At 56.5% G+C, this 21,679-nt stretch carries 19 protein-coding genes and 1 pseudogene; 14 read left to right on the plus strand and 6 right to left on the minus strand.

Annotation, left to right across the window (positions count from 1 at the left end; genetic code table 11):
* Nucleotides 1–113 precede the first annotated feature (113 nt).
* Entirely contained in the window at nt 114–680 is a 567-nt protein-coding gene (locus tag A1830_RS05940) for a lipoprotein (protein ID WP_067703121.1), read from the minus strand.
* Between the two features lie 150 nt (nt 681–830).
* A pseudogene (gene grxB / locus A1830_RS05945) lies at nt 831–1,480 on the minus strand (glutaredoxin 2).
* A 255-nt stretch (nt 1,481–1,735) separates the two neighbouring features.
* Between grxB and rimJ the strand changes: the two are divergent.
* From rimJ to murJ, 3 genes are all read left to right on the plus strand, one after another.
* Nucleotides 1,736–2,326: a ribosomal protein S5-alanine N-acetyltransferase gene (gene rimJ / locus A1830_RS05950; protein WP_067703123.1), complete on the plus strand. Its 591-nt coding sequence runs from the start codon at nt 1,736–1,738 to the stop codon at nt 2,324–2,326.
* 34 nt (nt 2,327–2,360) lie between these two features.
* The gene (locus A1830_RS05955; protein ID WP_067703126.1) at nt 2,361–3,287 is read left to right on the plus strand and encodes a Gfo/Idh/MocA family protein; all 927 of its coding nucleotides are present in this window, start codon (nt 2,361–2,363) and stop codon (nt 3,285–3,287) included.
* 124 nt (nt 3,288–3,411) lie between these two features.
* Nucleotides 3,412–4,950 carry a murein biosynthesis integral membrane protein MurJ gene (murJ, locus tag A1830_RS05960; RefSeq protein WP_067703130.1) on the plus strand — a complete coding sequence of 513 codons (1,539 nt, stop codon included), beginning with the start codon at nt 3,412–3,414 and terminating at the stop codon, nt 4,948–4,950.
* 70 nt (nt 4,951–5,020) lie between these two features.
* Here murJ and flgN read toward each other — a convergent pair whose 3' ends face one another.
* The 3 genes from flgN to flgA form a co-directional block, all read right to left on the minus strand.
* Nucleotides 5,021–5,452, minus strand: coding sequence for a flagellar export chaperone FlgN (gene flgN, locus A1830_RS05965; protein WP_067703132.1), 432 nt, complete (start codon nt 5,450–5,452; stop codon nt 5,021–5,023).
* A 4-nt stretch (nt 5,453–5,456) separates the two neighbouring features.
* Entirely contained in the window at nt 5,457–5,753 is a 297-nt protein-coding gene (gene flgM, locus A1830_RS05970; protein ID WP_067703134.1) for a flagellar biosynthesis anti-sigma factor FlgM, read from the minus strand.
* Between the two features lie 101 nt (nt 5,754–5,854).
* A complete protein-coding gene (gene flgA, locus A1830_RS05975; RefSeq protein ID WP_067703715.1) occupies nt 5,855–6,523 on the minus strand; it encodes a flagellar basal body P-ring formation chaperone FlgA in 669 nt (222 codons plus the stop codon).
* A 155-nt stretch (nt 6,524–6,678) separates the two neighbouring features.
* Between flgA and flgB the strand changes: the two genes are divergently transcribed.
* The 11 genes from flgB (at nt 6,679) to flgL (ending at nt 16,607) form a co-directional block, all read left to right on the plus strand.
* Nucleotides 6,679–7,092: a flagellar basal body rod protein FlgB gene (gene flgB, locus A1830_RS05980; RefSeq protein WP_067703137.1), complete on the plus strand. Its 414-nt coding sequence runs from the start codon at nt 6,679–6,681 to the stop codon at nt 7,090–7,092.
* A gap of 3 nt (nt 7,093–7,095) precedes the next feature.
* Complete coding sequence (gene flgC, locus A1830_RS05985; RefSeq protein WP_067703140.1) at nt 7,096–7,500, plus strand: flagellar basal body rod protein FlgC; 405 nt, start codon at nt 7,096–7,098, stop codon at nt 7,498–7,500.
* Between the two features lie 11 nt (nt 7,501–7,511).
* Complete coding sequence (flgD, locus tag A1830_RS05990; RefSeq protein ID WP_067703143.1) at nt 7,512–8,180, plus strand: flagellar hook assembly protein FlgD; 669 nt, start codon at nt 7,512–7,514, stop codon at nt 8,178–8,180.
* Nucleotides 8,181–8,204: 24 nt separating this feature from the next.
* Nucleotides 8,205–9,404: a flagellar hook protein FlgE gene (flgE, locus tag A1830_RS05995; protein WP_067703146.1), complete on the plus strand. Its 1,200-nt coding sequence runs from the start codon at nt 8,205–8,207 to the stop codon at nt 9,402–9,404.
* Nucleotides 9,405–9,425: 21 nt separating this feature from the next.
* Nucleotides 9,426–10,181 carry a flagellar basal body rod protein FlgF gene (locus A1830_RS06000; protein ID WP_067703151.1) on the plus strand — a complete coding sequence of 252 codons (756 nt, stop codon included), beginning with the start codon at nt 9,426–9,428 and terminating at the stop codon, nt 10,179–10,181.
* Nucleotides 10,182–10,198: 17 nt separating this feature from the next.
* Nucleotides 10,199–10,981 carry a flagellar basal-body rod protein FlgG gene (gene flgG / locus A1830_RS06005; RefSeq protein WP_067703154.1) on the plus strand — a complete coding sequence of 261 codons (783 nt, stop codon included), beginning with the start codon at nt 10,199–10,201 and terminating at the stop codon, nt 10,979–10,981.
* 109 nt (nt 10,982–11,090) lie between these two features.
* Complete coding sequence (locus A1830_RS06010; protein WP_067703718.1) at nt 11,091–11,792, plus strand: flagellar basal body L-ring protein FlgH; 702 nt, start codon at nt 11,091–11,093, stop codon at nt 11,790–11,792.
* A 9-nt stretch (nt 11,793–11,801) separates the two neighbouring features.
* Nucleotides 11,802–12,908 (plus strand): flagellar basal body P-ring protein FlgI, encoded by a 1,107-nt coding sequence (locus A1830_RS06015; protein WP_067703157.1) that lies wholly within the window; start codon nt 11,802–11,804, stop codon nt 12,906–12,908.
* Nucleotides 12,908–13,846 carry a flagellar assembly peptidoglycan hydrolase FlgJ gene (flgJ, locus tag A1830_RS06020; protein ID WP_067703160.1) on the plus strand — a complete coding sequence of 313 codons (939 nt, stop codon included), beginning with the start codon at nt 12,908–12,910 and terminating at the stop codon, nt 13,844–13,846. The genes A1830_RS06015 and flgJ overlap by 1 nt, the downstream gene beginning before the upstream one ends.
* A gap of 120 nt (nt 13,847–13,966) precedes the next feature.
* Nucleotides 13,967–15,619, plus strand: a complete 1,653-nt coding sequence (flgK, locus tag A1830_RS06025) for a flagellar hook-associated protein FlgK (protein ID WP_067703162.1) — start codon at nt 13,967–13,969, stop codon at nt 15,617–15,619.
* A 22-nt stretch (nt 15,620–15,641) separates the two neighbouring features.
* Nucleotides 15,642–16,607 carry a flagellar hook-associated protein FlgL gene (gene flgL / locus A1830_RS06030; protein WP_067703165.1) on the plus strand — a complete coding sequence of 322 codons (966 nt, stop codon included), beginning with the start codon at nt 15,642–15,644 and terminating at the stop codon, nt 16,605–16,607.
* Nucleotides 16,608–17,014: 407 nt separating this feature from the next.
* Here the strand turns inward: flgL and rne are convergent, their stop codons facing one another.
* Nucleotides 17,015–20,998 carry a ribonuclease E gene (gene rne / locus A1830_RS06035; RefSeq protein ID WP_067703167.1) on the minus strand — a complete coding sequence of 1,328 codons (3,984 nt, stop codon included), beginning with the start codon at nt 20,996–20,998 and terminating at the stop codon, nt 17,015–17,017.
* Nucleotides 20,999–21,679: the final 681 nt, after the last annotated feature.

Consider the following 21,679-nt stretch of genomic DNA (forward strand, 5'->3'; position numbering starts at 1 on the left):
GCGTAGTCTGGCCGTTAATCGCGCCGGTGGCGGCCTCAGAGAGGGGGGAGGGCGCGCTGTGGAACAAGAGGCGCGCCCATCAACAGGGTCGCACAGCGCGCCTCTGAAGTCGCTTAACGTTCGGTGAAGGGAATAACCAGCTCGCCGGGTTTCACTTCCAGTCCTTTAGCAAAGCGTTTTGCCAGCGACTCAGCCTTACTGCGATCGGTACTGAGCACCCAGGCCGGTTTTTGATTGAAATAGTCCTTCAGCGACTGATTCAGATAAGGCGTTAGGGTCTTCAGCACGCCCTGCATTTTTTCAGGTTCGACCTGTACGTCTACCAGCTCCATATCCTTTAAGAATACCGCGCCCTGATCTTTATCGTAGAACGGCAGCGCCTTCATGGTCAGTTTCATGGTGGCCTGCTGCGGGCCGAACAGCGAGCTGATATTGACCTTTGCATTGCCGGAGAGCGTCACTTTATTCGGTTCTTCACGACCAATCTGACTGCTGAGATCGGTCAGGACAATATGCGCGTCAATCAGCCCTGCAACGCCAATCTGCTTTTCATAATTATTGTGTTTCTGCAGGGCCTGATTCACTTCCTGCTCACTAATCGTGTACTGCGTAAGCTGATTACAACCAGCCAGCAGACCGGTCAAAAAAAAGGCGCAAAGCGCCAGAGTCACCTTTTTCATAGCTATCCTCCTGGGAGCGTGCAGCCAGTACCTTCTGGCGCAAAACAATAGCTTGCACGACATTCAGTCCGGAGTCACCAGGAGAACCGATAAAGGGAGGGGAAACAGGTAACAAAATGACGCAGGACCGCACGGCGCGGCCCCGATCGATCAGGCAGCTATCGAAGATAACAAATTGATTTGGGTCTGTTTGGCCATATTGTCGCGGTAATCTGCCACGCGGCTGGGGTACTCAATCCCGGCGATAAGGCTGAGCGAACGCAGCACCGGAAACAGGTGAATATCATCCAGAGAGAGAGTTCACCGTTTACCGCATTCGGCTGGACAATGAGCTTATCGAGCTTGCGCAGATCGTCGTTGACGTTTTTGATATAGCCGTCAGCATGCTTTTTGAGTTCATCAAAGCTGCCCTGGCTGGCTTCCTTTTTATCATGAAAGTAGCGGCGCGCCTCGGGCGTAGCGAATTCGGCAAAGGAGGCCGCAGCAATACGCGGCAGCAGCAGTTTGTTGAGATAGCCATTCACGCGGCGCAGCCATTCGCTAATGGCGGGATTGGTGGAGCCGGTCAGGAGAGGTTCACCATTCCGCTTATCCACCCATTCAACGATATCCAGACTTTCGGGCATGCAGCTGCCATCTTCTTTCATCAGGATCGGTGCCATTTTCTGGCCAATCAGCTTCTCAGGCGTGGCCACATCGTCACTGAGCATCACTATCAGCTCAACAGGGATGTTTTTCAGGCCGAAAATCATGCGGGTTTTTACGCAGAACGGACAGTGATCGTAGATGTAAAGTTTCAAGAAACCCTCCTCGAATTATTCTGAGTTTACAAAGAGTAAGTATGGAAGAGATTAGCGGGCAGGGCAAACCGACGGCGGTATTTAGCGGCAAATGTAAAAGTTTGAAGGTTTTTAACGGGATCCAGTTACCTGTCGCGCTGCGGGCGGCTATAGTGAGGTCAGTCATCTCCCTCCCTGAATGCGGCCCTGAGCGGCTCAGTGGGTGTGAGCGAGGGATGTCGTGAAAAATGTCATCTGGCCAATTCAGGAGAAATGATGTTTGGCTATCGATCCGCTGCGCCCAAAGTGCGCCTGACTACGGACAGACTGGTTGTTCGCCTGGTCCATGAGCGCGATGCATGGCGTCTGGCAGACTATTACGCTGAAAACCGCGCTTTTCTTAAACCCTGGGAGCCGGTGCGGGACGAAAGTCACTGTTACCCCTCCGGCTGGCAGGCCAGGCTCGGTCTGATCACCGAAATGCACCGACAGGCCAGCGCATTCTATTTTATGGTGATGGATCCGGAAGAAAACGCGGTTCGCGGCGTGGCGAACTTCAGCAACGTGGTACGGGGATCCTTCCATGCCTGCTACCTGGGCTATTCGCTGGGGCAGCAGTGGCAGGGCCAGGGAATGATGTTTGAAGCGCTACAGTCGGCGATTCGCTATATGCAGCGCCAGCAGCGCATCCATCGCATTATGGCAAACTACATGCCGCATAATCATCGCAGCGGCGATTTGCTGGCCCGGCTGGGTTTTGTAAAAGAGGGTTATGCAAAGGATTATCTGCTGATTGATGGTCGCTGGCAGGATCACGTGCTGACGGCCCTGACCGCCAGCGAATGGACACCCGAACGTCGGGGATAACACCTCCGGACGAACATAAGCGAGACGCGACGTAATGAGTCAACTTCGTATAGGCATTGTCGGATTGGGTAATATTGCGCAGAAAGCCTGGCTACCGGTGGTGACGCAGACCACGGGCTGGCATATCGCCGGGGCCTTTTCTCCCAGTCAGCAAAAAGCCAAAATCCTCTGTGACAGCTACCGTATACCGCTTTTCTCGCAGCTGGATGCGCTGGCCGCCAGCTGTGATGCCGCGTTCGTTCACACCTCAACCGAGACGCATTTCGCTATCGTTAAACAGCTGCTGCTGGCGGGCGTGGATGTCTGCGTGGATAAACCGCTGGCGGCAACGTTACATGAAGCGGAACAGCTGGTGGAGCTGGCCCATCGCCGGGGGCGCAGGCTGATGGTGGCGTTTAATCGCCGGTTTGCGCCACGTTACCTACAGCTAAAAGCGCAGCTCAGCCAGCCGCCGGTGTCGCTGAGAATGGATAAGCACCGCAGCAATAGCGTCGGCCCGCGCGATCTGTTCTTTACCCTGCTGGATGATTATTTGCACGTGGTGGACACCGCGCTGTGGCTAAGCGGCGGCGTTGGCAAGCTGCAGGGCGGATGTTTGCTCACCAGCGATTTGGGCGAAATGCTGTATGCGGAGCATCACTTTACGGTGGGGCAGGCAAGGATAACGACCAGTATGCACCGTCGGGCAGGAACCGATCGTGAATCCGTCATGGCCATTACGGATGGCAGCGTATGGAACGTCAGCGACATGCGCAATTTTCAGCAGGAGCACGGTGGCCAGCTGATAAGTGACCCTGTGCCAAGCTGGCAAACCACGTCGCAACTGCGTGGTTTTACCGGCGCAGCGCACCATTTTATCGACTGCGTGCAGAATCAGACGCAGCCGCAGACCTCGGGTGACCAGGCACTGATGGCACAGCGTATCGTTGAAAAACTGTGGCGTGAAAGCGAGCGCGAATAATCCGCTGTAACAAACGAATGTGGTCATTTCCTTCAGCATCAGTAGACTATGCCGACCCGAGCGCGAAAGACCTGTGCTCAGTCGTGTCTTACGTCGTCATTTATCACCAAGAACCAGGAAGACCATGAACCTGTTGAAATCGCTAGCGGCGGTCAGCTCGATGACCCTGTTTTCGCGCGTGCTGGGATTTGCCCGCGATGCCATTGTGGCAAGAATATTTGGTGCCGGGATGGCAACGGATGCATTTTTTGTGGCGTTTAAACTGCCCAACCTGCTGCGGCGTATCTTTGCTGAGGGCGCGTTTTCTCAGGCGTTTGTGCCGATCCTGGCGGAATACAAAAGTCAGAAGGGGGAAGAGGCGACCAGAATCTTTGTTGCCTATGTCTCCGGCCTGCTCACGCTGGCGCTGGCGCTGGTCACGGTGCTGGGCATGCTGGCCGCACCCTGGGTTATTCTGATTACCGCGCCGGGATTTGCCGATACGGCAGATAAATTTGCTCTGACCTCGTCCCTGCTGCGTATCACCTTTCCCTATATCCTGCTGATTTCCCTGGCGTCGCTGGCGGGTGCGGTCCTGAATACCTGGAACCGCTTTTCGGTACCTGCGTTCGTTCCGACGCTATTAAACGTCAGTATGATCGGTTTTGCCCTGTTTGCCGCACCGCATTTCCATCCCCCCGTGCTGGCACTGGCGTGGGCCGTGGTCGCGGGTGGCGTGCTACAGCTGGGTTATCAGCTGCCGCACCTTCGGAAAATTGGCATGCTGGTGCTGCCGCGACTCAATCTTAAGGACGCGGGCGTCTGGCGGGTGATGCGCCAGATGGGGCCAGCGATACTTGGCGTATCGGTCAGCCAGATATCACTGATTATCAACACCATTTTCGCCTCATTTCTGGTCTCCGGTTCAGTCTCCTGGATGTACTACGCCGATCGCCTGATGGAGTTCCCCTCCGGCGTTCTGGGCGTGGCATTGGGGACTATTCTGCTGCCCTCCCTGGCGAAAAGCTTTTCCAGCGGCAATCATGACGAATATTCCCGCCTGATGGACTGGGGGTTAAGGCTCTGCTTCCTGCTGGCGTTGCCCAGCGCGGTTGCGCTGGGGATCCTGGCAAAACCGCTCACCGTGGCACTGTTTCAGTACGGCAAGTTCACCGCCTTTGATGCCTCGATGACTCAGCGGGCGCTGGTGGCGTACTCCGTTGGCCTGATGGGACTCATCGTGGTGAAGGTACTGGCTCCCGGTTTCTACTCACGTCAGAACATCAAGACGCCGGTTAAAATTGCCGTTGTCACCCTGATAGTGACCCAGCTGATGAATCTGGCTTTTATCGGTCCGCTGAAGCATGCCGGACTGTCGCTGTCGATTGGGCTGGCGGCCTGTCTGAATGCCTCGCTGCTCTACTGGCAGCTGCGTAAGCAAAAAATCTTTCAGCCCCAGCCGGGCTGGACAAGCTTCCTGGTACGCCTGCTGCTGGCGGTAGTCGCGATGGCCGCTGCGCTGGTCGGTATGATGATGATTATGCCTGACTGGGCGAGCGGCAATATGCTCTGGCGGCTGGTGCGACTGGCGGGTGTCTGTGCGGTGGGCGGCGGCGTCTACTTCATCGTTCTGGCGCTGCTGGGCTTCCGCGTGAGCGATTACGCGCGGCGCACGGCATCATAAAAAGACCCCGGCGCAACGTTTGCTGCGCCGGGGTCGGAAGCGTTTCGGAAAGGCAGGGCGGGAACGTTAATCAGACTTTACGACTGATAAAACCGCTCGAGGTTGCCTGACCGTCCGGGCCATAGAATTTTTGCGTCTGGTGGGGCTTAAGCACCTCCAGCGCCTGCTCGGTAAAGCCAATCTGATGATTCAGCAGCAGCCCGTTGTGCAGGTTGGTATCCCGCAGCTTAACGGTCTGCTCCTGAATAGCGGCCCAGCGCTTCGCCATCTCCGGCTGAAGGCTGTAGGGCGCATGTAGCCCGGCCTCTTTTTCCGCATCGCGCCGCAGCTGCTCAATAAAATTGAGCGTGGCCAGCAGGGAGCTTTTATCTTCGGTAATACGCTGGAGCAAGCTGCTGTTGACCTGTCCGCCAGAGAGCTGTTGCTGCTCTGCCATCATGACGTCGGCCAGGTTCGATAGCACTTCGAGCATTTTATCAAGCGCGTTCAGCAGCTTATCCATCCGGTTAGTTACCTTCTATCGAATCTTTTGCCTGTTGAATCAGGGCATCAGCGATTTTACCGCTGTCCATTTTCAGGTCGCCATTGCGAATGGCGGTTTTTAACTCTTCCACGCGCGCGGTGTTAATATCCTGCGAGCTGGATTTGGTCAGCTGTGACTGCGCGCCGCTCAGTACAACCTGGGTAGCGGACGGGGTAGTTTTCGTCTCGACCTGACGTGCCTTCGGTGCTGCCGTTTCGTTAGTATCACGCGTCTGAACGGTAGCCGCTGGGTTCAAAGGTTGAGTTCTGTCGATGCTCATGTCTGGCTCCTGTATGCTCAGGCCTGAAAGCGGCCAGATAAGATAAGTGTACTATGTCTGTTAATTACACTATCGGCAGAACTGAAGCCATCTTTAGCCCTTTATAGCGTTATCAGAATATTCCCATCCGCGCCAACTTTACCATTCACAATCTGCCCTGAACTCATTCTCACGCGTACCAGCTGGGCGGCGGTGGCATTATTCATGGCCTGCCCCTCGCTGGAGACGTTAAAGCCCTCGCCGCTGGCGGTTACGGTCACGTTCTGACCCGCCTTAACCCGCCAGGGCTGTCTGACCATCATCAGCGTAACCGGCTGTCCTGGCAAAAAGTCGCGCAGGGTGACCGCATCGGCAATCTCATCCGCTGACATCACCGCACGGGCGGGCAGGGTATCCAGCCGTCCGTGTTCAATTTTGACATCGGCGGGCGTGAGGGCGGTACCGCGAGCCACCTGCCGGGCGGCGACGATATAATCGCCGGTCACCTGAACCTGGACCTGAATATAGCGACGGTTCTGCCCGCAGTTTGCGGCGACGCTCATGCTACCCCACATCCGGCTGTTACCGGGAAGTGAGAACTGCGGGGCAGTGCAGTCTGGCCACTGTGCCTGCGGCGTTTTTACTACCACGCTAAGGGTATCGGCACTCTGGCCGTTTTCACCATAGCGGGATTTAAAAAATTGATTTAACTGACCGGTCAGGTCTTCGGCGCTGGCCGACAGCGTGAGCAGTCCGGTCAGGCACATTACAAGCAGGCTTAAGGCGCGCATTTTTTCTTCCCGCATCTCAACATGAAAGTCATTGTACTGACTGTTGCCCCAGGTCAAGGCGCAAATTAGCAACGCTTTTAGGCGCTATTCTGACGATAAGTCTTCCCCCCACGCGCTTATGCTGTCAGCTCTAAATTCTCATTTGCGGAGGACGCATGCTCGACAAACTGGACGCGGCACTCAGGTTTAATACCGAAGCGTTAAACCTGCGTGCCCAGCGGCAGGAAATCCTGGCATCTAACATCGCCAATGCTGACACCCCTGGCTATCAGGCTCGCGATATTGATTTCGCCAGTCAGATGAACAAGGTGATGGAGCAGGGGCGGGCACAAGGATCGGGGCTGTCGCTGGCGGTTACGTCGGCACGCCATATTCCCGCAGAAACGCTGCAACCCGCCTCCATGGACCTGATGTACCGCATCCCGGATCAGCCGTCGATGGATGGCAACACGGTTGATATGGACCGCGAACGTACGCAGTTTGCGGACAACAGCCTGAAATATCAGACCGATCTGACCGTTATCAGCAGCCAGATCAAAAGCATGATGTCCGTGCTACAGGGGCAATAATCGATGTCTTTACTCAATATTTTTGATATTGCGGGATCGGCGATGAACGCACAGTCGCAGCGGCTCAACGTCAGCGCCAGTAACCTGGCTAACGCCGACAGCGTTACCGGGCCTGACGGCCAGCCGTATGTGGCAAAGCAGGTGGTCTTTCAGACCAATGCCGAGCCCGGCTCACCCACCGGCGGCGTACGTGTTTCCCAGGTGGTTGACGATCCCACACCAGCAAAGCTGGTCTATGAACCGGGCAATCCCATGGCGGATGCGAAAGGCTACGTAAAAATGCCTAACGTTGACGTAGTCGGGGAAACGGTGAACACCCTTTCGGCCTCACGCAGCTACCAGGCTAACGTCGAAGTGTTAAACACCGTTAAGCAAATGATGATGAAAACCCTGACGATGGGTCAATAAGGAGCTCGCTAATGGGCATTGCTGTAGGCGTAAATGAAAAGCTGGATAACAGCTCAATTACCACCACCTCGACCACCGATACGTCGTCTGCCGATCTTCAAAGCAACTTTTTAACGCTTTTGGTGACACAGTTAAAAAACCAGGACCCGACTAATCCGATGGATAACAGCCAGCTGACCACCCAGCTGGCGCAGATCAATACCCTGAGCGGTATTGAGAAACTGAATACCACGCTGGGATCGATCTCCGGGCAGATCAACAGCGGGCAGTCTCTGCAGGCCTCCGCGCTTATCGGTAAAGGCGTGATGGTTGATGGCTCGCAGGTCTTAGTGGGCAGCAGTCAGACCACGCCATTTGGCGTCAGTCTGGAGCAGGCCTCTACCGCCACCACAGCTACCATCAGCGATTCGACAGGCAAGGTGGTGCAGACCATCAACCTGGGTGCGCTGACTGCGGGCGTGCACACCTTCTCATGGGATGGCTCGTCATCCGATGGCACGGCAGCGGCAGATGGCAAATATAGCGTGTCAATCAGCGCCAGCAACGCGACCGGTCAACTGGTTGCGCAGCCGCTGAATTATGCACTGGTCAATGGGGTGACTAACGACACGAGCGGTGCCGTTTTAGACCTCGGTACGATGGGTACCAGTACCGTCGCGAACGTTCGTCAGATTATTTAATTAACCCTTTCCAGGAGATTACACATGGCATTTTCACAGGCAGTCAGCGGTCTTAACGCCGCCTCCAGCAATCTTGACGTAATAGGTAACAACATTGCGAACTCTGCGACCGTGGGCTTTAAATCCGCCACCGTCTCCTTTGCGGATATGTTTGCCGACTCCAAGGTTGGGCTGGGCGTTAAGGTGGCTGCGGTCACGCAGGACTTTAACGACGGTACCACCACCTCTACCAGCCGCGGGCTGGATGTGGCGATCAGCCAGTCAGGTTTCTTCCGCATGACCGATACCACCGGTGCGGTCTACTACAGCCGTAATGGCCAGTTCACGCTGGATGAAAACCGCAATATCGTTAACGCAGCGGGCCTGCAGCTGACCGGCTATCCGGCAACCGGCACGCCGCCAACCGTTCAGACCGGCGCTACGCCGGTGGCGCTGAGCGTACCGACCACCGCGATGTCAGCGAAAGCGACCACCACGGCGGCACTGGTGGCTAACCTCAACTCTACCGACAGCGTTCCCACGACGACGCCTTTTGATGCAACCAACGTTGACACCTACAACAGCAAAGCATCAATGACCACGTATGATTCACTGGGTAACGCCCACACCATGAATCTCTACTTCGTCAAGTCGAGTGATAACAACTGGACTGTTAACGCGCAGGATGCCAGCACCGGTGCTGCCGCTGGTTCGTTTAACATGACCTTTAACAGCAGCGGTCAGCTGACTTCCGATGCGAACCAGACGCTGAGCATGGCGTCCCTGAACGGTTCCGCAGCCCAGACGTTCTCGCTGAGCATGCTGAACAGCCAGCAGCAGAACACCGGTACCAGCACCTTTGGTAACCCGACTCAGAACGGTTATAAGCCGGGCGAACTGACCAGCTATCAGATTAATAACGACGGCACCGTAGTCGGTAACTACTCAAACGAGCAGTCCCAGACGCTGGGCCAGATTGCGCTGGCTAACTTTGCCAACCCGGAAGGACTCAAGTCAGAGGGCAACAACGTCTGGTCTGCGACGAACTCGTCCGGTCAGGCACTGGTAGGGCTTGCCGGTACCGGTAACCTCGGCACCCTGACCGCAGGCGCGCTGGAGTCATCCAACGTCGACCTGAGTAAAGAGCTGGTCAATATGATCGTCGCCCAGCGTAACTATCAGTCTAACGCCCAGACTATCAAAACTCAGGACCAGATCCTCAACACCCTGGTCAACCTGCGTTAATTCGGCTAACAGGATCGTCTTATGGATCACGCGATATATACCGCCATGGGGGCTGCCAGTCAGACCCTCGAACAGCAGGCAGTGACGGCCAGTAACCTGGCTAACGCCTCAACCCCCGGCTTCCGTGCACAGCTTAACGCGCTGCGGGCGGTGCCGGTGCAGGGGCTTTCGCTGCCAACGCGCACGCTGGTCACCGCATCAACACCCGGTGCCGACATGTCGCAGGGCTCGCTGGACTACACCGAGCGCCCGCTGGACGTCGCCGTGCGTGAGGACGGCTGGCTGGCCGTGCGTGCGCCCGATGGCAGCGAAGCCTATACGCGCAACGGCAATATGGAGCTCGACCCGGCCGGGCAGCTCACCATCCAGGGTAACCTGGTGATGGGCGACGGCGGACCGATTGCCGTACCGCAGGGGTCTGAGGTGACCATTGCTGCTGATGGCTCTATTACCGCGCTGAACCCGGGCGATCCGCCGAATGCCACTGTCCAGCTGGGACGTCTGAAGCTGGTGAAAGCCACCGGCAATGAAGTGACTCGCGGGGATGACGGACTGTTCCGTCTGACCGCGAGCGCACAGACGCAGCGCGGTGCCGTCCTGCAAAGCGACCCGACCATACAGGTGATGCCAGGCGTACTGGAAGGCAGCAATGTCAAACCGGTTGAAACCATGGTCGATATGATCGCCAACGCACGCCGCTTCGAGATGCAGATGAAAGTGATCTCAAGCGTCGATGAGAATGAACAACGCGCTAATCAGCTGCTGTCAATGAGCTAAGTGCAGAGGAAACCTAAATGATCCGTTCCTTGTGGATTGCCAAAACCGGCCTTGACGCCCAGCAAACAAATATGGACGTCATCTCGAACAACCTGGCCAACGTCAGCACCAACGGCTTTAAACGCCAGCGTGCGGTGTTCGAAGATTTGATGTACCAAACTATTCGCCAGCCTGGCGCGCAGTCCTCTGAGCAGACAACGCTGCCCTCAGGCATGCAGCTGGGTACGGGTGTGCGCCCGGTCGCCACCGAGCGCTTACATACCCAGGGTAACCTGAACAAAACCGATTCGTCGAAAGATGTGGCGATCAGTGGTCAGGGTTACTTCCAGGTACAGATGCCCGACGGCACGCTGGCCTATACCCGCGATGGCTCCTTCCAGACCGACCAGAACGGTCAACTGGTAACCAACGGCGGCTTCCCCGTGCAGCCCGCGATTACCATTCCGGCTAACGCCCTGAGCATGACCGTGGGACGCGATGGCGTGGTCAGCGTCACCCAGCAGGGCCAGACGCAGCCGGTGCAGGTTGGGCAGCTGACGCTGAGCACCTTTATTAACGATGCTGGCCTGGAAAGTAAGGGTGAAAACCTCTACCAGGAGACGCAGGCCTCCGGTGCGCCAACCGACAGTACGCCCGGTAACAACGGCGCTGGCCTGCTCTATCAGGGCTATGTCGAAACGTCCAACGTTAACGTTGCGGAAGAGCTGGTCAGTATGATCCAGACCCAGCGCGCTTATGAAATCAACAGCAAGGCCATCAGCACCTCCGATCAGATGCTGGCTAAGCTGACGCAGCTGTAATAGTCGCACTGCACAACCCGCCTGTTCCGGGTCGAAATTTTAAGGTTATGGCGGCCGGTTTTCCCGGCCGTTAATAAAAGAACTTCTGATGATTAAAGGTAGTGATTCCATGGCGAAGCAAATTTCAGTGCCTGGACGTTTGTTGGTAGCAACGCTGCTCCTGACGCTTAACGGTTGTGCTTTGGTTCCCCGTAAGCCCCTGGTCGATGGGTCGACAACGGCCCAGCCGCTGCCTGCTTCGCCAACGGTGGTTAACGGTTCTATTTTTCAGGGCGTGATGCCGATGAACTACGGTTACCAGCCGCTGTTCGAAGATCGACGCCCACGTAATATCGGCGATACGCTGACCATTACCCTGCAGGAAAACGTCAGCGCGAGCAAAAGCTCGACTGCGTCAGCAGGGCGTGACGGCAGCAGTACGCTGGGCCTGACCGCATTACCAAGCGCCCTGACCGGGCTGCTGGGCGGCAGCAAAACCAATATTGACGCCAGCGGTAAGAATGACTTCGCCGGCAAGGGCGGCGCGACCGCGAATAACACCTTTACCGGCACCATCACCGTTACCGTTAATCAGGTATTGCCAAACGGAAACCTGAAAGTGGTCGGTGAGAAGCAGATCGAGATTAACCAGGGGACGGAATTTATCCGCTTCTCGGGCGTCGTTAACCCGCGCACCATCAGCGGCAGCAATAGCGTGGTGTCGACGCAGGTGGCGGATGCCCGCATTGAATACGTCGGCAACGGCTATATCAATGAAGCGCAGACCATGGGCTGGCTGCAACGGTTCTTCCTGAACCTGTCACCGTACTAAGAGGCTACAATGCGTAAGATTATTTTTCAGTTTGCCCTGCTGCTGCTGGCGGGTATCAGCACTCTGGCTCAGGCGGATCGCATTCGCGATCTGACTACCGTGGGCGGCGTGCGCGATAACTCGCTGATTGGCTACGGGCTGGTGGTGGGCCTTGACGGCTCCGGTGACCAGACTACCCAGACGCCCTTTACCACGCAGAGCCTGAACAACATGCTCTCGCAGCTCGGGATCACCGTGCCCGCGGGCACCAATATGCAGCTAAAAAACGTGGCTGCGGTAATGGTGACCGGGAAGCTGCCCGCCTTTGGCCGTCAGGGTCAGGTGATCGACGTAGTCGTTTCCTCTATGGGTAACGCCAAAAGCCTGCGCGGCGGCACGCTGCTGATGACGCCCTTAAAAGGGGTGGATAATCAGGTTTACGCGCTGGCGCAGGGGAACATTCTGGTCGGCGGTGCGGGTGCCTCAGCGGGCGGAAGCAGCGTAACCGTCAACCAGGTTAACGGTGGGCGCATAACCGGCGGCGCGACCATTGAGCGCGAACTGCCGACTAACTTCGGCACGCAAAGCGTTATCAACCTGTTTCTGAATGATGAAGACTTCAGCATGGCGCAGCGGATCAGCGATGCGATTAACGCCCACAGCGGCTACGGTTCCGCTCAGGCGCTGGATGGTCGTACGGTGCAGGTGCAGGTGTCTGCCAACGGCACCTCGCAGGTTCGCCTGCTGGCGGATATTCAGAATATCGACGTCTCAGTGCCGATTCAGGATGCGAAAGTGATTATCAACTCGCGGACCGGTACGGTGGTAATGAATCGCGAAGTGATGCTCAGCAGCTGCGCCATTGCCCAGGGCAACCTGTCGGTGACGGTGAATCAGCAGCAGAACGTTAGCCAGCCGAATACGCCTTTTGCCGGGGGCCAGACGGTCACCACGCCGCAGACGCAAATTGACCTGCGTCAGAGCGGTGGGGCACTGCAAAGCGTGAACGCCAGCGCGAACCTGAACAGCGTGGTGCGGGCGCTTAACGCGCTGGGCGCAACGCCTATCGATCTGATGTCTATTCTGCAATCCATGCAGAGTGCCGGCTGCCTGCATGCCAAACTGGAAATCATCTGATGAGCGATTCTCAATCTCTGATGGGGGCGGCGTACGACAGCCGCTCGCTTAACAACCTTAAACGCCAGGCCAGCGGCGACCCGAAGGCGCATGCCCGGGAAGTGGCTAAACAGGTGGAAGGGATGTTCGTACAGATGATGCTGAAAAGCATGCGTGAGGCCCTGCCGCAGGATGGCCTGCTCAGCACGGAGCAGACGCGGCTCTACACCTCAATGTACGATCAGCAGATTGGGCAACAGATCGCCTCTAAGGGTCTGGGTCTGGCTGATATGATGGTTAAGCAGATGGAGCAGGCGCAGCCGCTGGATGAAAAAGCGGGCACCGTGCCGATGATGCTGGATAAAAACTTCATTAACACGCTGCCGCCGCTGGCGATGGAACAGATCGTTCGCCGTGCGGTGCCGCGTTTACCCTCGTCCGAGACACCACTCAGCGGCGACAGCAGCGATTTCATCGCCCAGCTTTCACAGCCGGCGCAGCTGGCCAGCGCCCAGAGTGGGATCCCGCATCACCTGATCCTGGCGCAGGCCGCGCTGGAGTCCGGCTGGGGGCAGCGGCAGATCCGCACCGCCGATGGCAAACCGAGCTACAACGTGTTCGGTATCAAAGCGGGTGCAAACTGGCAGGGCAAGAGCACCGAAATTACCACCACCGAATATGAGAACGGCGAAGCGGTGAAGGTGAAGGCCAAATTCCGCGTCTACGACTCCTATTTCGACGCGCTCAATGATTATGTCAAGCTGATTGCCAATAACCCGCGCTACTCCGCCGTGACTACCGCCTCTACCCCGGAACAGGGGGCGCAGGCCCTGCAGGCAGCGGGCTATGCTACCGATCCAAAATATGCCCAAAAGCTGGTGGGGATGATCCATCAATTCAAAAGCATGGGTGAAAAAGTGGTTAAAGCCTATACCCAGGATATTGGCGATTTGTTCTGATTAATTGCTCAAGTTTGTCGCGGTTTAACCGATAACTCTAACAAGCCGGATTTGCGTTAAGCGCAGCCGCAGAATCTTCTTACCTGCCCGTGCCGTGGCCTGGGTACAAAAGGAACCGAGATGTCTAATTTAATCAATACCGCGATGTCCGGGTTAAGCGCCGCTCAGGCCGCGTTAAACACCACCAGTAATAACATCAGTAACTACAGCGTTGCCGGTTATTCGCGTCAGACGACGATTCTGGCGCAGGCAAACAGCACGCTGACCGGCGCGAGCTATGTGGGTAACGGCGTCTCCGTTTCCAGCGTCAACCGTGAGTATGATGCCTTTATTACTAATCAGCTACGCAACGCCAGCACGCAGTCCAGCGCGCTGACCACGCAGTACAATCAGCTGTCTAATATCGATAAAATGTTCTCCAGCACCACCAACACCTTATCGACCAATATGCAGGACTTCTTCTCCTCGCTACAGACGCTGGTCAGTAACGCGAGCGATTCGTCCGCGCGTCAGACCGTGCTGGGCAAGGCCGACGGCCTGGTCAATCAGTTCCAGGTGACGGATACCTATCTGCGTAATCTCGACAGCAGCCTGAATACGTCCGTTTCCTCTACCGTCGACCAGGTAAACAGCTATACCAAACAGATTGCGAATATTAACCAGCAGATCACCAAATTAAAGGGTGCGGGCGCGGGCAGCGAGCCGAACGATCTGCTGGATCAGCGCGATCAGCTGGTCAGTTCTCTGAATAACCTGGTGGGTGTGACCGTCAGTCAGCAGGATGGCGGCAGCTACAACATCAGCATGGGCAACGGTATCTCACTGGTGCAGGGCGACAGTGCCAGCCAGCTGGCCGCCGTGCCATCGAGCAGCGATCCAAACCGGACCACCATCGCCACCGTTGACGCCGTCACCGGCGCCACCACCGAAATTCCCGAAAAGCTGGTGACCACCGGCTCGCTGGGTGGCCTGCTGTCGTTCCGCACCGATCTGGATAATACCCGTAATCAGCTGGGGCAGCTGGCGATGACGCTGGGCGACAGCTTTAACACCCAGCATGAAGCGGGCTATGACGTGAACGGCGACAAGGGCGAGGCTTTCTTCAAACTCGGCAGCCCGTCAGTCACGGCCAATACCAAAAATACCAGCACTGCCTCCGTCAGCGCCGCGTGGACCGATACCAGTAAGGTGCAGGCCTCCAACTACAAGGTAAGCTACGACGGGTCAAACTGGAACGTAACGCGCCTGTCGGATAATGCCAGCGTAACCGCCACCTCTGGCACCGACAGCAGCGGTAACTCCACGCTGGCCTTTGACGGCCTGCAGCTGACGGTCAGCGGCACCCCGGCGGCGAAAGACAGCTTTCTGGTGAAACCGGTCTCTGATGTCATTGTTAATATGGACGTGAATATTACCGATGAGTCTAAAGTTGCCGCCGCCGGTGCCGATGATGGAGTGAGTGATAACACCAACGCTCAGTCGCTTTTAGATCTGCAAACCAAAAAGGTCATCAACAGCAACAGCACCCTGACCCAGGGCTATGCCAGCATGGTGGCGAATATTGGTAACAAAACCAGCAATCTGGAAGCGACCAGTACCACCCAGACCAATGTGGTAACTCAGCTGACCAATCAGCAGCAGTCGGTTTCCGGCGTTAATCTGGATGAAGAATACGGCAATCTGACTCGCTATCAGCAGTATTACTCGGCTAACGCCCAGGTTCTGCAGACTGCCAGCACCATTTTCAATGCGCTTATCAGCGCCATTAGCTGATAACTGAATTAAGGAATCCGTCATGCGTCTCAGTACTTCCATGATCTACGATCAGCAGATGCGCGGCATCAGCAGTTCGCAGGCGAGCTGGCTGAAGGTCGGTGAACAGCTCTCTTCCGGTAAGCGCGTGGTGACCCCGTCTGATGACCCGGTTGCGGCAGCCCAGGCGGTCGTGCTGGGGCAGGCCCAGTCCCAGAACACGCAGTATAAAACCGCGAGAACCTTTGCGACTAACGGGATCTCGCAGGAAGAGACCACGCTACAGCAGGTGACCAGCGTCATTCAGCAGGCGCAGACCGTGGTGGTTGCGGCGGCTAACGGCACGCTGTCAGATGATGACCGCGCATCCTATGCTACACAGCTGACCGGGATCCGCGCGCAGCTGCTCAACCTGGCTAACTCTACCGATGGCAATGGCAGCTATATTTTCGCCGGTTACAAGACCAACAGCGCGCCTTTTACTACCGATGCCAGCGGCAGCGTCTCCTATACCGGCGGCACTACTGCGATTACGCAAAAAGTGGACGCTAACCGCACCATGGTGACCAGCCATACCGGTAGCCAGGTCTTTATGTCACTGACCAGCAACGCTAAAGCGGAGCCGGACGGCAGTACCAGCGAAGCGAATATCTTTAACACCCTGGATACGGCGATTGCCTCCCTGAATACGCCGCTGGCCAGCGCCGATGATGCGGCAAGTACGGCAGCCAGCGCTGCGATCGACAAAACCAGCCGGGGATTAAGTAACTCGCTAAACAACGTGCTGAAAGTGCGTTCCGAGCTGGGTACGCAGCTTAATGAGCTGGATAACCTGAATTCAAAAGGTGACGATACCGCCACCAATCAGGCAACGGAAATGAGCGGGCTGGTTGACGTGGATTACACCAGCGCGATCTCGTCCTACACCATGCAGCAGACGGCCCTGCAGGCCTCTTATAAAGTCTTTACCGACATGTCCAGCATGTCCCTGTTCAAACTGAACGGCTAGTCACTTAATTTTGAACGTACTTTAACCGGGTACGTTCACCTTCTCCCGCTATTGGGGCTAACCACCCGATAGCGGGTTTTTTTTATCTGCATTATCCCTGTTTAGTGATTCAGCATAGCTTCATCTCTGGCTCTATTCGGAACGGCTTCGTTCAGTCCCAATCAGCACATTAAACCTACTCAGCCCGACACCTCTAAACCTACTAAGCGACACCTCTGTTCAATGACATGCTGTAAACCCAACTCAACACCGGCACCCGCACTGTTGGCCGGGTAGCAATGCAGTCGGTCATGAAATATCAATATCAGTATCAGTATCAGTATCAGTATCGCGACGGGAAAAAACGAGAAGGGGAAGATAAAAAAAAGCCCCGGTCAACTGACCAGGGCTTTTATTAGCAGAGTGGCTTAATCCTGCGGGCGCGTTGCAGGCGCGGTGGCCTGGTGCGTTGCAGCATGTCCACCCGCTGCACCTTTACCGTCAAAGTTATAGGCCGGACGTACCCAGTCACTCTGGTGTGACGAGTCGGACTCAGGCGTATAATCAGGCGCGGGTGCTTTGGTCATTGGCGCGGCGGCATGATGCTTCCAGGCGGAAACAGGCGCATTCTCAGCCACTACCGCTTCGCTGGCGACCGGCGCCGCTGCGGCAGATTCTGCAACGGGAGCGCTGGTGACAGTAGCGGGCTCTGCAGCAGGGGACTGCGCAGGGGCAGATGCTCTGTTGCTTTCTGCCACTGGGTGACTTTCGCCAGCCTGCGGAGCGGAAGCTGACGCCTGAGTTACCGGAGCGGATTCATGCTGGGCTACAGGCGTTTCATTCTGCACAGGCGCGGATTCACGCTGGGCAGCAGGCGTGTCACCCTGCACAGGCGCGGAATCACGCTGGGCAGCAGGCGTTTCATCCTGCACAGGCGCGGATTCACGCGGGGCTACAGGCGTTTCATCCTGCACAGGCGCGGAGTCACCCTGGGCAGCAGGCGTTTCACCCTGCACAGGCGCGGAGTCACGCTGGGCAGCAGCGGCTTCAGCCGGGGCCGAAGCAGGCTCGTCACGGGCCGGAACCGGCGCATGGGGCTCAGAGGTCGCTTCCAGCGCAGCGGAGCGTGAAGGCACGTCTTGTCGCGTCCCGGCGTTCACATCAGCGGCACTGTCGGCAGCCAGCTGGCTGGCGGCGTCGGCAATACGCGGTTCTGATGACGAACGATCGGTGGGCTCTACAGACGGGCTAACCGATGCTTCTACAGCGGGTTTGATCTCATCAGCTGCAACGGCCTGTTCAGAGATGCTTTCCGCAGTCTGTTCATCAGCGGCCGAGATAACTGAAGGCTGCTGATTTACCGGCGCGTCAATCGCATCCGTTTCGTCGGTATTAACCAGCGTCACCTGTGGCTTCTCTTCCGGCTGAGGTTCGGCGATATGCACCGGCTCTGCCTCACCCTGATTCAGAGCTGACTGAGCGGCACCCTCTGCAACGGCGAAAGCGTCTGCCTGATCCTGATGGCCATACTCAGGCACAACAGACTGCTCGGGCTCAGCGTGCTCATCAGTTACCTGCGCAACCGGATAGGAGATCCACACTTTACCTGAAGCCATTTCCGGGGAAGCGGCTGCGAAAGTCAGTGGCATCGGTGACTGATTTGGATAGCGCTCGTCACGATAGCGACGACGGCGCTGTCCGCTGACGCGCAGATGGCGAGGCGAACGACGTGAGCGACGCGGCATGCTGTCACGCTCGTCTCCCTCATCGGCTTCGGCCACTGGCTCTACAGCGACAGGCTTTTCTTCGTCGGAAGGTTCTGACGTGCTCTCTTCGGTGTGGAAAGAGCGCGCAGCAGTCTGCTCAGCGGTTTCGATACGCACTTTCTGGTTTAGCTGGCGCGGTTTACGGCGCGGCATCACCTCAACGGTGTCGTCGCTGGTTTCCGCAACCTCTTCCAGCACTGCCGGCTCTTGCAGCTGATCTTCCTGCGCCGTCGGACGTTTATCATCCTGGCGACGGCGTGAGCGATCGTTGCGTTCGCGACGCGGTTGCTGCTCGATGGCGGCTTCGTCAGTTAACTGAACCTCTTCACGAACCTCATCCTGAACGACGACGTTGCGCTTGTTACGACGGTTATCTTCGCGGCCTTCAGCAGCAGGATCGCGATCGCGGACCATACGTTCGTTGCGGCTCGCGTTACGATCCCCACGGTCATTATTGCGTTCGCCACGGTTGTTATTGCGCTCACCACGGTCGTTACGGTCGTTGTTACGCTCGCCACGGTCGTTATTACGTTCGTTACGGTCGCCACGGTCGTTATTACGTTCGTTACGGTCGCTGTTGCGCTCGCCACGGTCATTGTTACGGTCGTTATTGCGTTCGCCACGGTCGTTGTTACGTTCGTTACGGTCGTTGTTACGCTCGCCACGATCGTTATTGCGCTCGTTACGGTCGTTATTTCGGTCACCACGATCGTTATTGCGTTCGCTGCTGTTGCGATCGCCGTAGCGTTCACCACGCTCACCGTTACGGTCGCGACGATTATTCTGTCGGCGATTATTACGGCGCTCACCGCGCGGGGCGGCTGGCGCGGCGACGGGCGCCTTCTCTTCCACGACTTCTGGCTGAGCCTCTGCGACCTGCGGCTTCTCTTCACCCGCAAACATCTTCTTCAGGCCACGGACGAAGCGGCCCAGCAGGCTACCTTCGGGCGCAGCAGCAGGCGCTTTTGGCGCGGCGGTGGCTTCAGGTGCAGCGATTGCTGGCGCCTCAGGGACTTTTTCCTGTGGCATTGGCGGAGCATCAGGCATGACAAAGGCCGCCAGAGCCGGTTGCTCCGGGCGCTTGCGCTCAGCGTGATCTTCTTCAGACGGCAGCGCCATCTCGGCTTCATGCAGCTTCGGCAGGTGGTAGCTGAGCGTCTGCGTCTCTTCGCCCGTACGTACGCGCAGGACGGAGTAGTGCGGCGTCTCCATCTGATCGTTTGGCACGATGATGGCGCGAACGCCGCCCTGGCGCTTTTCAATCGCGCTCACCGCTTCACGTTTTTCATTGAGCAGGTAAGAGGCGATTTGCACCGGCACGATCGCGTGGACTTCTTTGGTATTTTCCTTCAGCGCTTCTTCTTCAATCAGTCGGAGAATAGAGAGCGACAGGGACTCGTTATCACGAATGGTTCCGGTACCGCTACAGCGCGGGCAGACGTGGTGGCTTGACTCACCCAGCGACGGGCTGAGGCGCTGGCGTGACATTTCCAGCAGACCGAAACGTGAAATATGGCTGATCTGAATGCGGGCACGATCCTGACGGACGGCGTCACGCAGACGGTTTTCAACCGCACGCTGATGGCGAACCGGCGTCATATCAATGAAGTCGATAACAATCAGCCCGCCCAAATCGCGCAGGCGTAGCTGGCGGGCGATCTCGTCGGATGCCTCCAGGTTGGTATTAAACGCCGTTTCTTCAATATCGCCGCCGCGGGTAGCGCGTGCGGAGTTAATATCAATGGCGGTCAGCGCTTCGGTAGTATCAATAACAATCGACCCACCGGAAGGCAGGCGAACTTCACGCTGGAAAGCGGATTCAATCTGCGATTCAATCTGGTAGTGGCTGAACAGCGGAATTTCACCGGTATAGAGTTTAATTTTGCTGCTGAAGTCCGGACGGCCAAGCGCAGCGATATGCTGACGGGCCAGCTCCAGAACTTTAGGATTATCAATCAGGATTTCGCCGATGTCCTGACGCAGATAGTCACGGAAAGCACGCACGATAACGTTGCTTTCCTGATGGATCAGGAACGGGGCAGGGCGGTTTTCAGCGGCTTTTTTAATCGCTTCCCAGTGCTTCATGCGGAAGCTAAGATCCCACTGCAAAGCCTCGGCTGATTTGCCAACCCCGGCGGTGCGGACAATCAGACCCATTCCTTCCGGCAGTTCCAGCGCGGACAGCGCCTCTTTCAGCTCGGTGCGGTCGTCTCCTTCGATACGGCGTGAGATGCCACCCGCGCGCGGGTTATTTGGCATCAGCACCAGATAGCTACCGGCCAGGCTGATAAAGGTGGTCAGGGCTGCGCCTTTATTTCCGCGCTCTTCTTTATCAATTTGAACAATGACTTCCTGACCCTCACGCAGGACTTCCTTAATATTCGGACGACCGTGAGAGGCGTAGTTACTGGGAAAGTATTCGCGAGAAATTTCTTTGAGGGGGAGAAAACCATGTCGCTCAGCGCCGTAGTCGACGAAGGCGGCTTCAAGACTGGGTTCAATACGGGTAATTTTGCCTTTATAGATATTCGCTTTCTTTTGTTCGTGCCCCGGGCTTTCGATATCCAGGTCGTACAAGCGCTGACCATCCACCAGGGCAACACGCAACTCCTCTTGCTGAGATGCGTTAATTAACATTCTTTTCATCGTAACTTACTCATTATTCTTGCATTAGTGACAAAGCTACGGGCAATAGTAACGCTGGACGCGATCGACCGATGACCCCGAGACTCATCGCAGCGCCGCCAACCTCACGGGTGTCGGCGTCTCCAGGGGTGCTAATTCTCGGCAGCCTGTTTTTCATTTGGAAAAACAGCGCTTTTAAAAGGAGGAACTGCCAGCATAAAACCGAGTGAACCAGTCCCGTCTTGTCGTCCAGGCTGCAACCCGCAGCCCGCTAAATGCCTGATTACCCAAAACGTCTTACGCCATTGCTGCGTGTAAGGGCTATCCGGCAAAACTTATTATTACGCTATATCCTTCCTATCGGATAAGGCCCGGAGCGGGTCGCGTTAACTCACCCGACTTGCTTACCCTGTAAGCTCATCGCGCTGTTCGCACTCGCCGTCCTTAAGACGTTCCCGATAATTTGGTTATATTTACTTGTTTCACAAGGTTTAGCGAGGAAACGATTCTCATTATTCCATCGCCAACCCTGTGTTAGCAAGGTGACTTTTCCTGCATCAGGCAGTTTATTGTCCATTTAAACGCGATTTGCCTCACACGAATGCAAATTGCCTAAAAACTGGACGAAAAATTCCCTTACATAAAGAGTCACTGTCAGTTAAGCACAGAAAAAGAAGTGGCGCTATGGTGGCGCGGTAATTA

This window comes from Erwinia sp. ErVv1, assembly GCF_900068895.1.
GTDB lineage: Bacteria > Pseudomonadota > Gammaproteobacteria > Enterobacterales > Enterobacteriaceae > Erwinia.

Excerpts from the sequence above, each read along its gene's own strand:
- flgD (WP_067703143.1), top strand. The coding sequence starts at position 7,512 with ATGGGCATTGCTGTAGGCGTAAATGAAAAGCTGGATAACAGCTCAATT.
- rimJ (WP_067703123.1), top strand. The coding sequence starts at position 1,736 with ATGTTTGGCTATCGATCCGCTGCGCCCAAAGTGCGCCTGACTACGGAC.
- A1830_RS05940 (WP_067703121.1), bottom strand. The coding sequence starts at position 680 with ATGAAAAAGGTGACTCTGGCGCTTTGCGCCTTTTTTTTGACCGGTCTG.
- flgC (WP_067703140.1), top strand. The coding sequence starts at position 7,096 with ATGTCTTTACTCAATATTTTTGATATTGCGGGATCGGCGATGAACGCA.
- flgA (WP_067703715.1), bottom strand. The coding sequence starts at position 6,523 with ATGCGCGCCTTAAGCCTGCTTGTAATGTGCCTGACCGGACTGCTCACG.
- flgG (WP_067703154.1), top strand. The coding sequence starts at position 10,199 with ATGATCCGTTCCTTGTGGATTGCCAAAACCGGCCTTGACGCCCAGCAA.
- flgK (WP_067703162.1), top strand. The coding sequence starts at position 13,967 with ATGTCTAATTTAATCAATACCGCGATGTCCGGGTTAAGCGCCGCTCAG.
- flgJ (WP_067703160.1), top strand. The coding sequence starts at position 12,908 with ATGAGCGATTCTCAATCTCTGATGGGGGCGGCGTACGACAGCCGCTCG.
- flgN (WP_067703132.1), bottom strand. The coding sequence starts at position 5,452 with ATGGATAAGCTGCTGAACGCGCTTGATAAAATGCTCGAAGTGCTATCG.
- flgM (WP_067703134.1), bottom strand. The coding sequence starts at position 5,753 with ATGAGCATCGACAGAACTCAACCTTTGAACCCAGCGGCTACCGTTCAG.
- A1830_RS05955 (WP_067703126.1), top strand. The coding sequence starts at position 2,361 with ATGAGTCAACTTCGTATAGGCATTGTCGGATTGGGTAATATTGCGCAG.
- flgL (WP_067703165.1), top strand. The coding sequence starts at position 15,642 with ATGCGTCTCAGTACTTCCATGATCTACGATCAGCAGATGCGCGGCATC.
- flgB (WP_067703137.1), top strand. The coding sequence starts at position 6,679 with ATGCTCGACAAACTGGACGCGGCACTCAGGTTTAATACCGAAGCGTTA.
- rne (WP_067703167.1), bottom strand. The coding sequence starts at position 20,998 with ATGAAAAGAATGTTAATTAACGCATCTCAGCAAGAGGAGTTGCGTGTT.
- murJ (WP_067703130.1), top strand. The coding sequence starts at position 3,412 with ATGAACCTGTTGAAATCGCTAGCGGCGGTCAGCTCGATGACCCTGTTT.
- A1830_RS06015 (WP_067703157.1), top strand. The coding sequence starts at position 11,802 with ATGCGTAAGATTATTTTTCAGTTTGCCCTGCTGCTGCTGGCGGGTATC.
- A1830_RS06000 (WP_067703151.1), top strand. The coding sequence starts at position 9,426 with ATGGATCACGCGATATATACCGCCATGGGGGCTGCCAGTCAGACCCTC.
- flgE (WP_067703146.1), top strand. The coding sequence starts at position 8,205 with ATGGCATTTTCACAGGCAGTCAGCGGTCTTAACGCCGCCTCCAGCAAT.
- A1830_RS06010 (WP_067703718.1), top strand. The coding sequence starts at position 11,091 with ATGGCGAAGCAAATTTCAGTGCCTGGACGTTTGTTGGTAGCAACGCTG.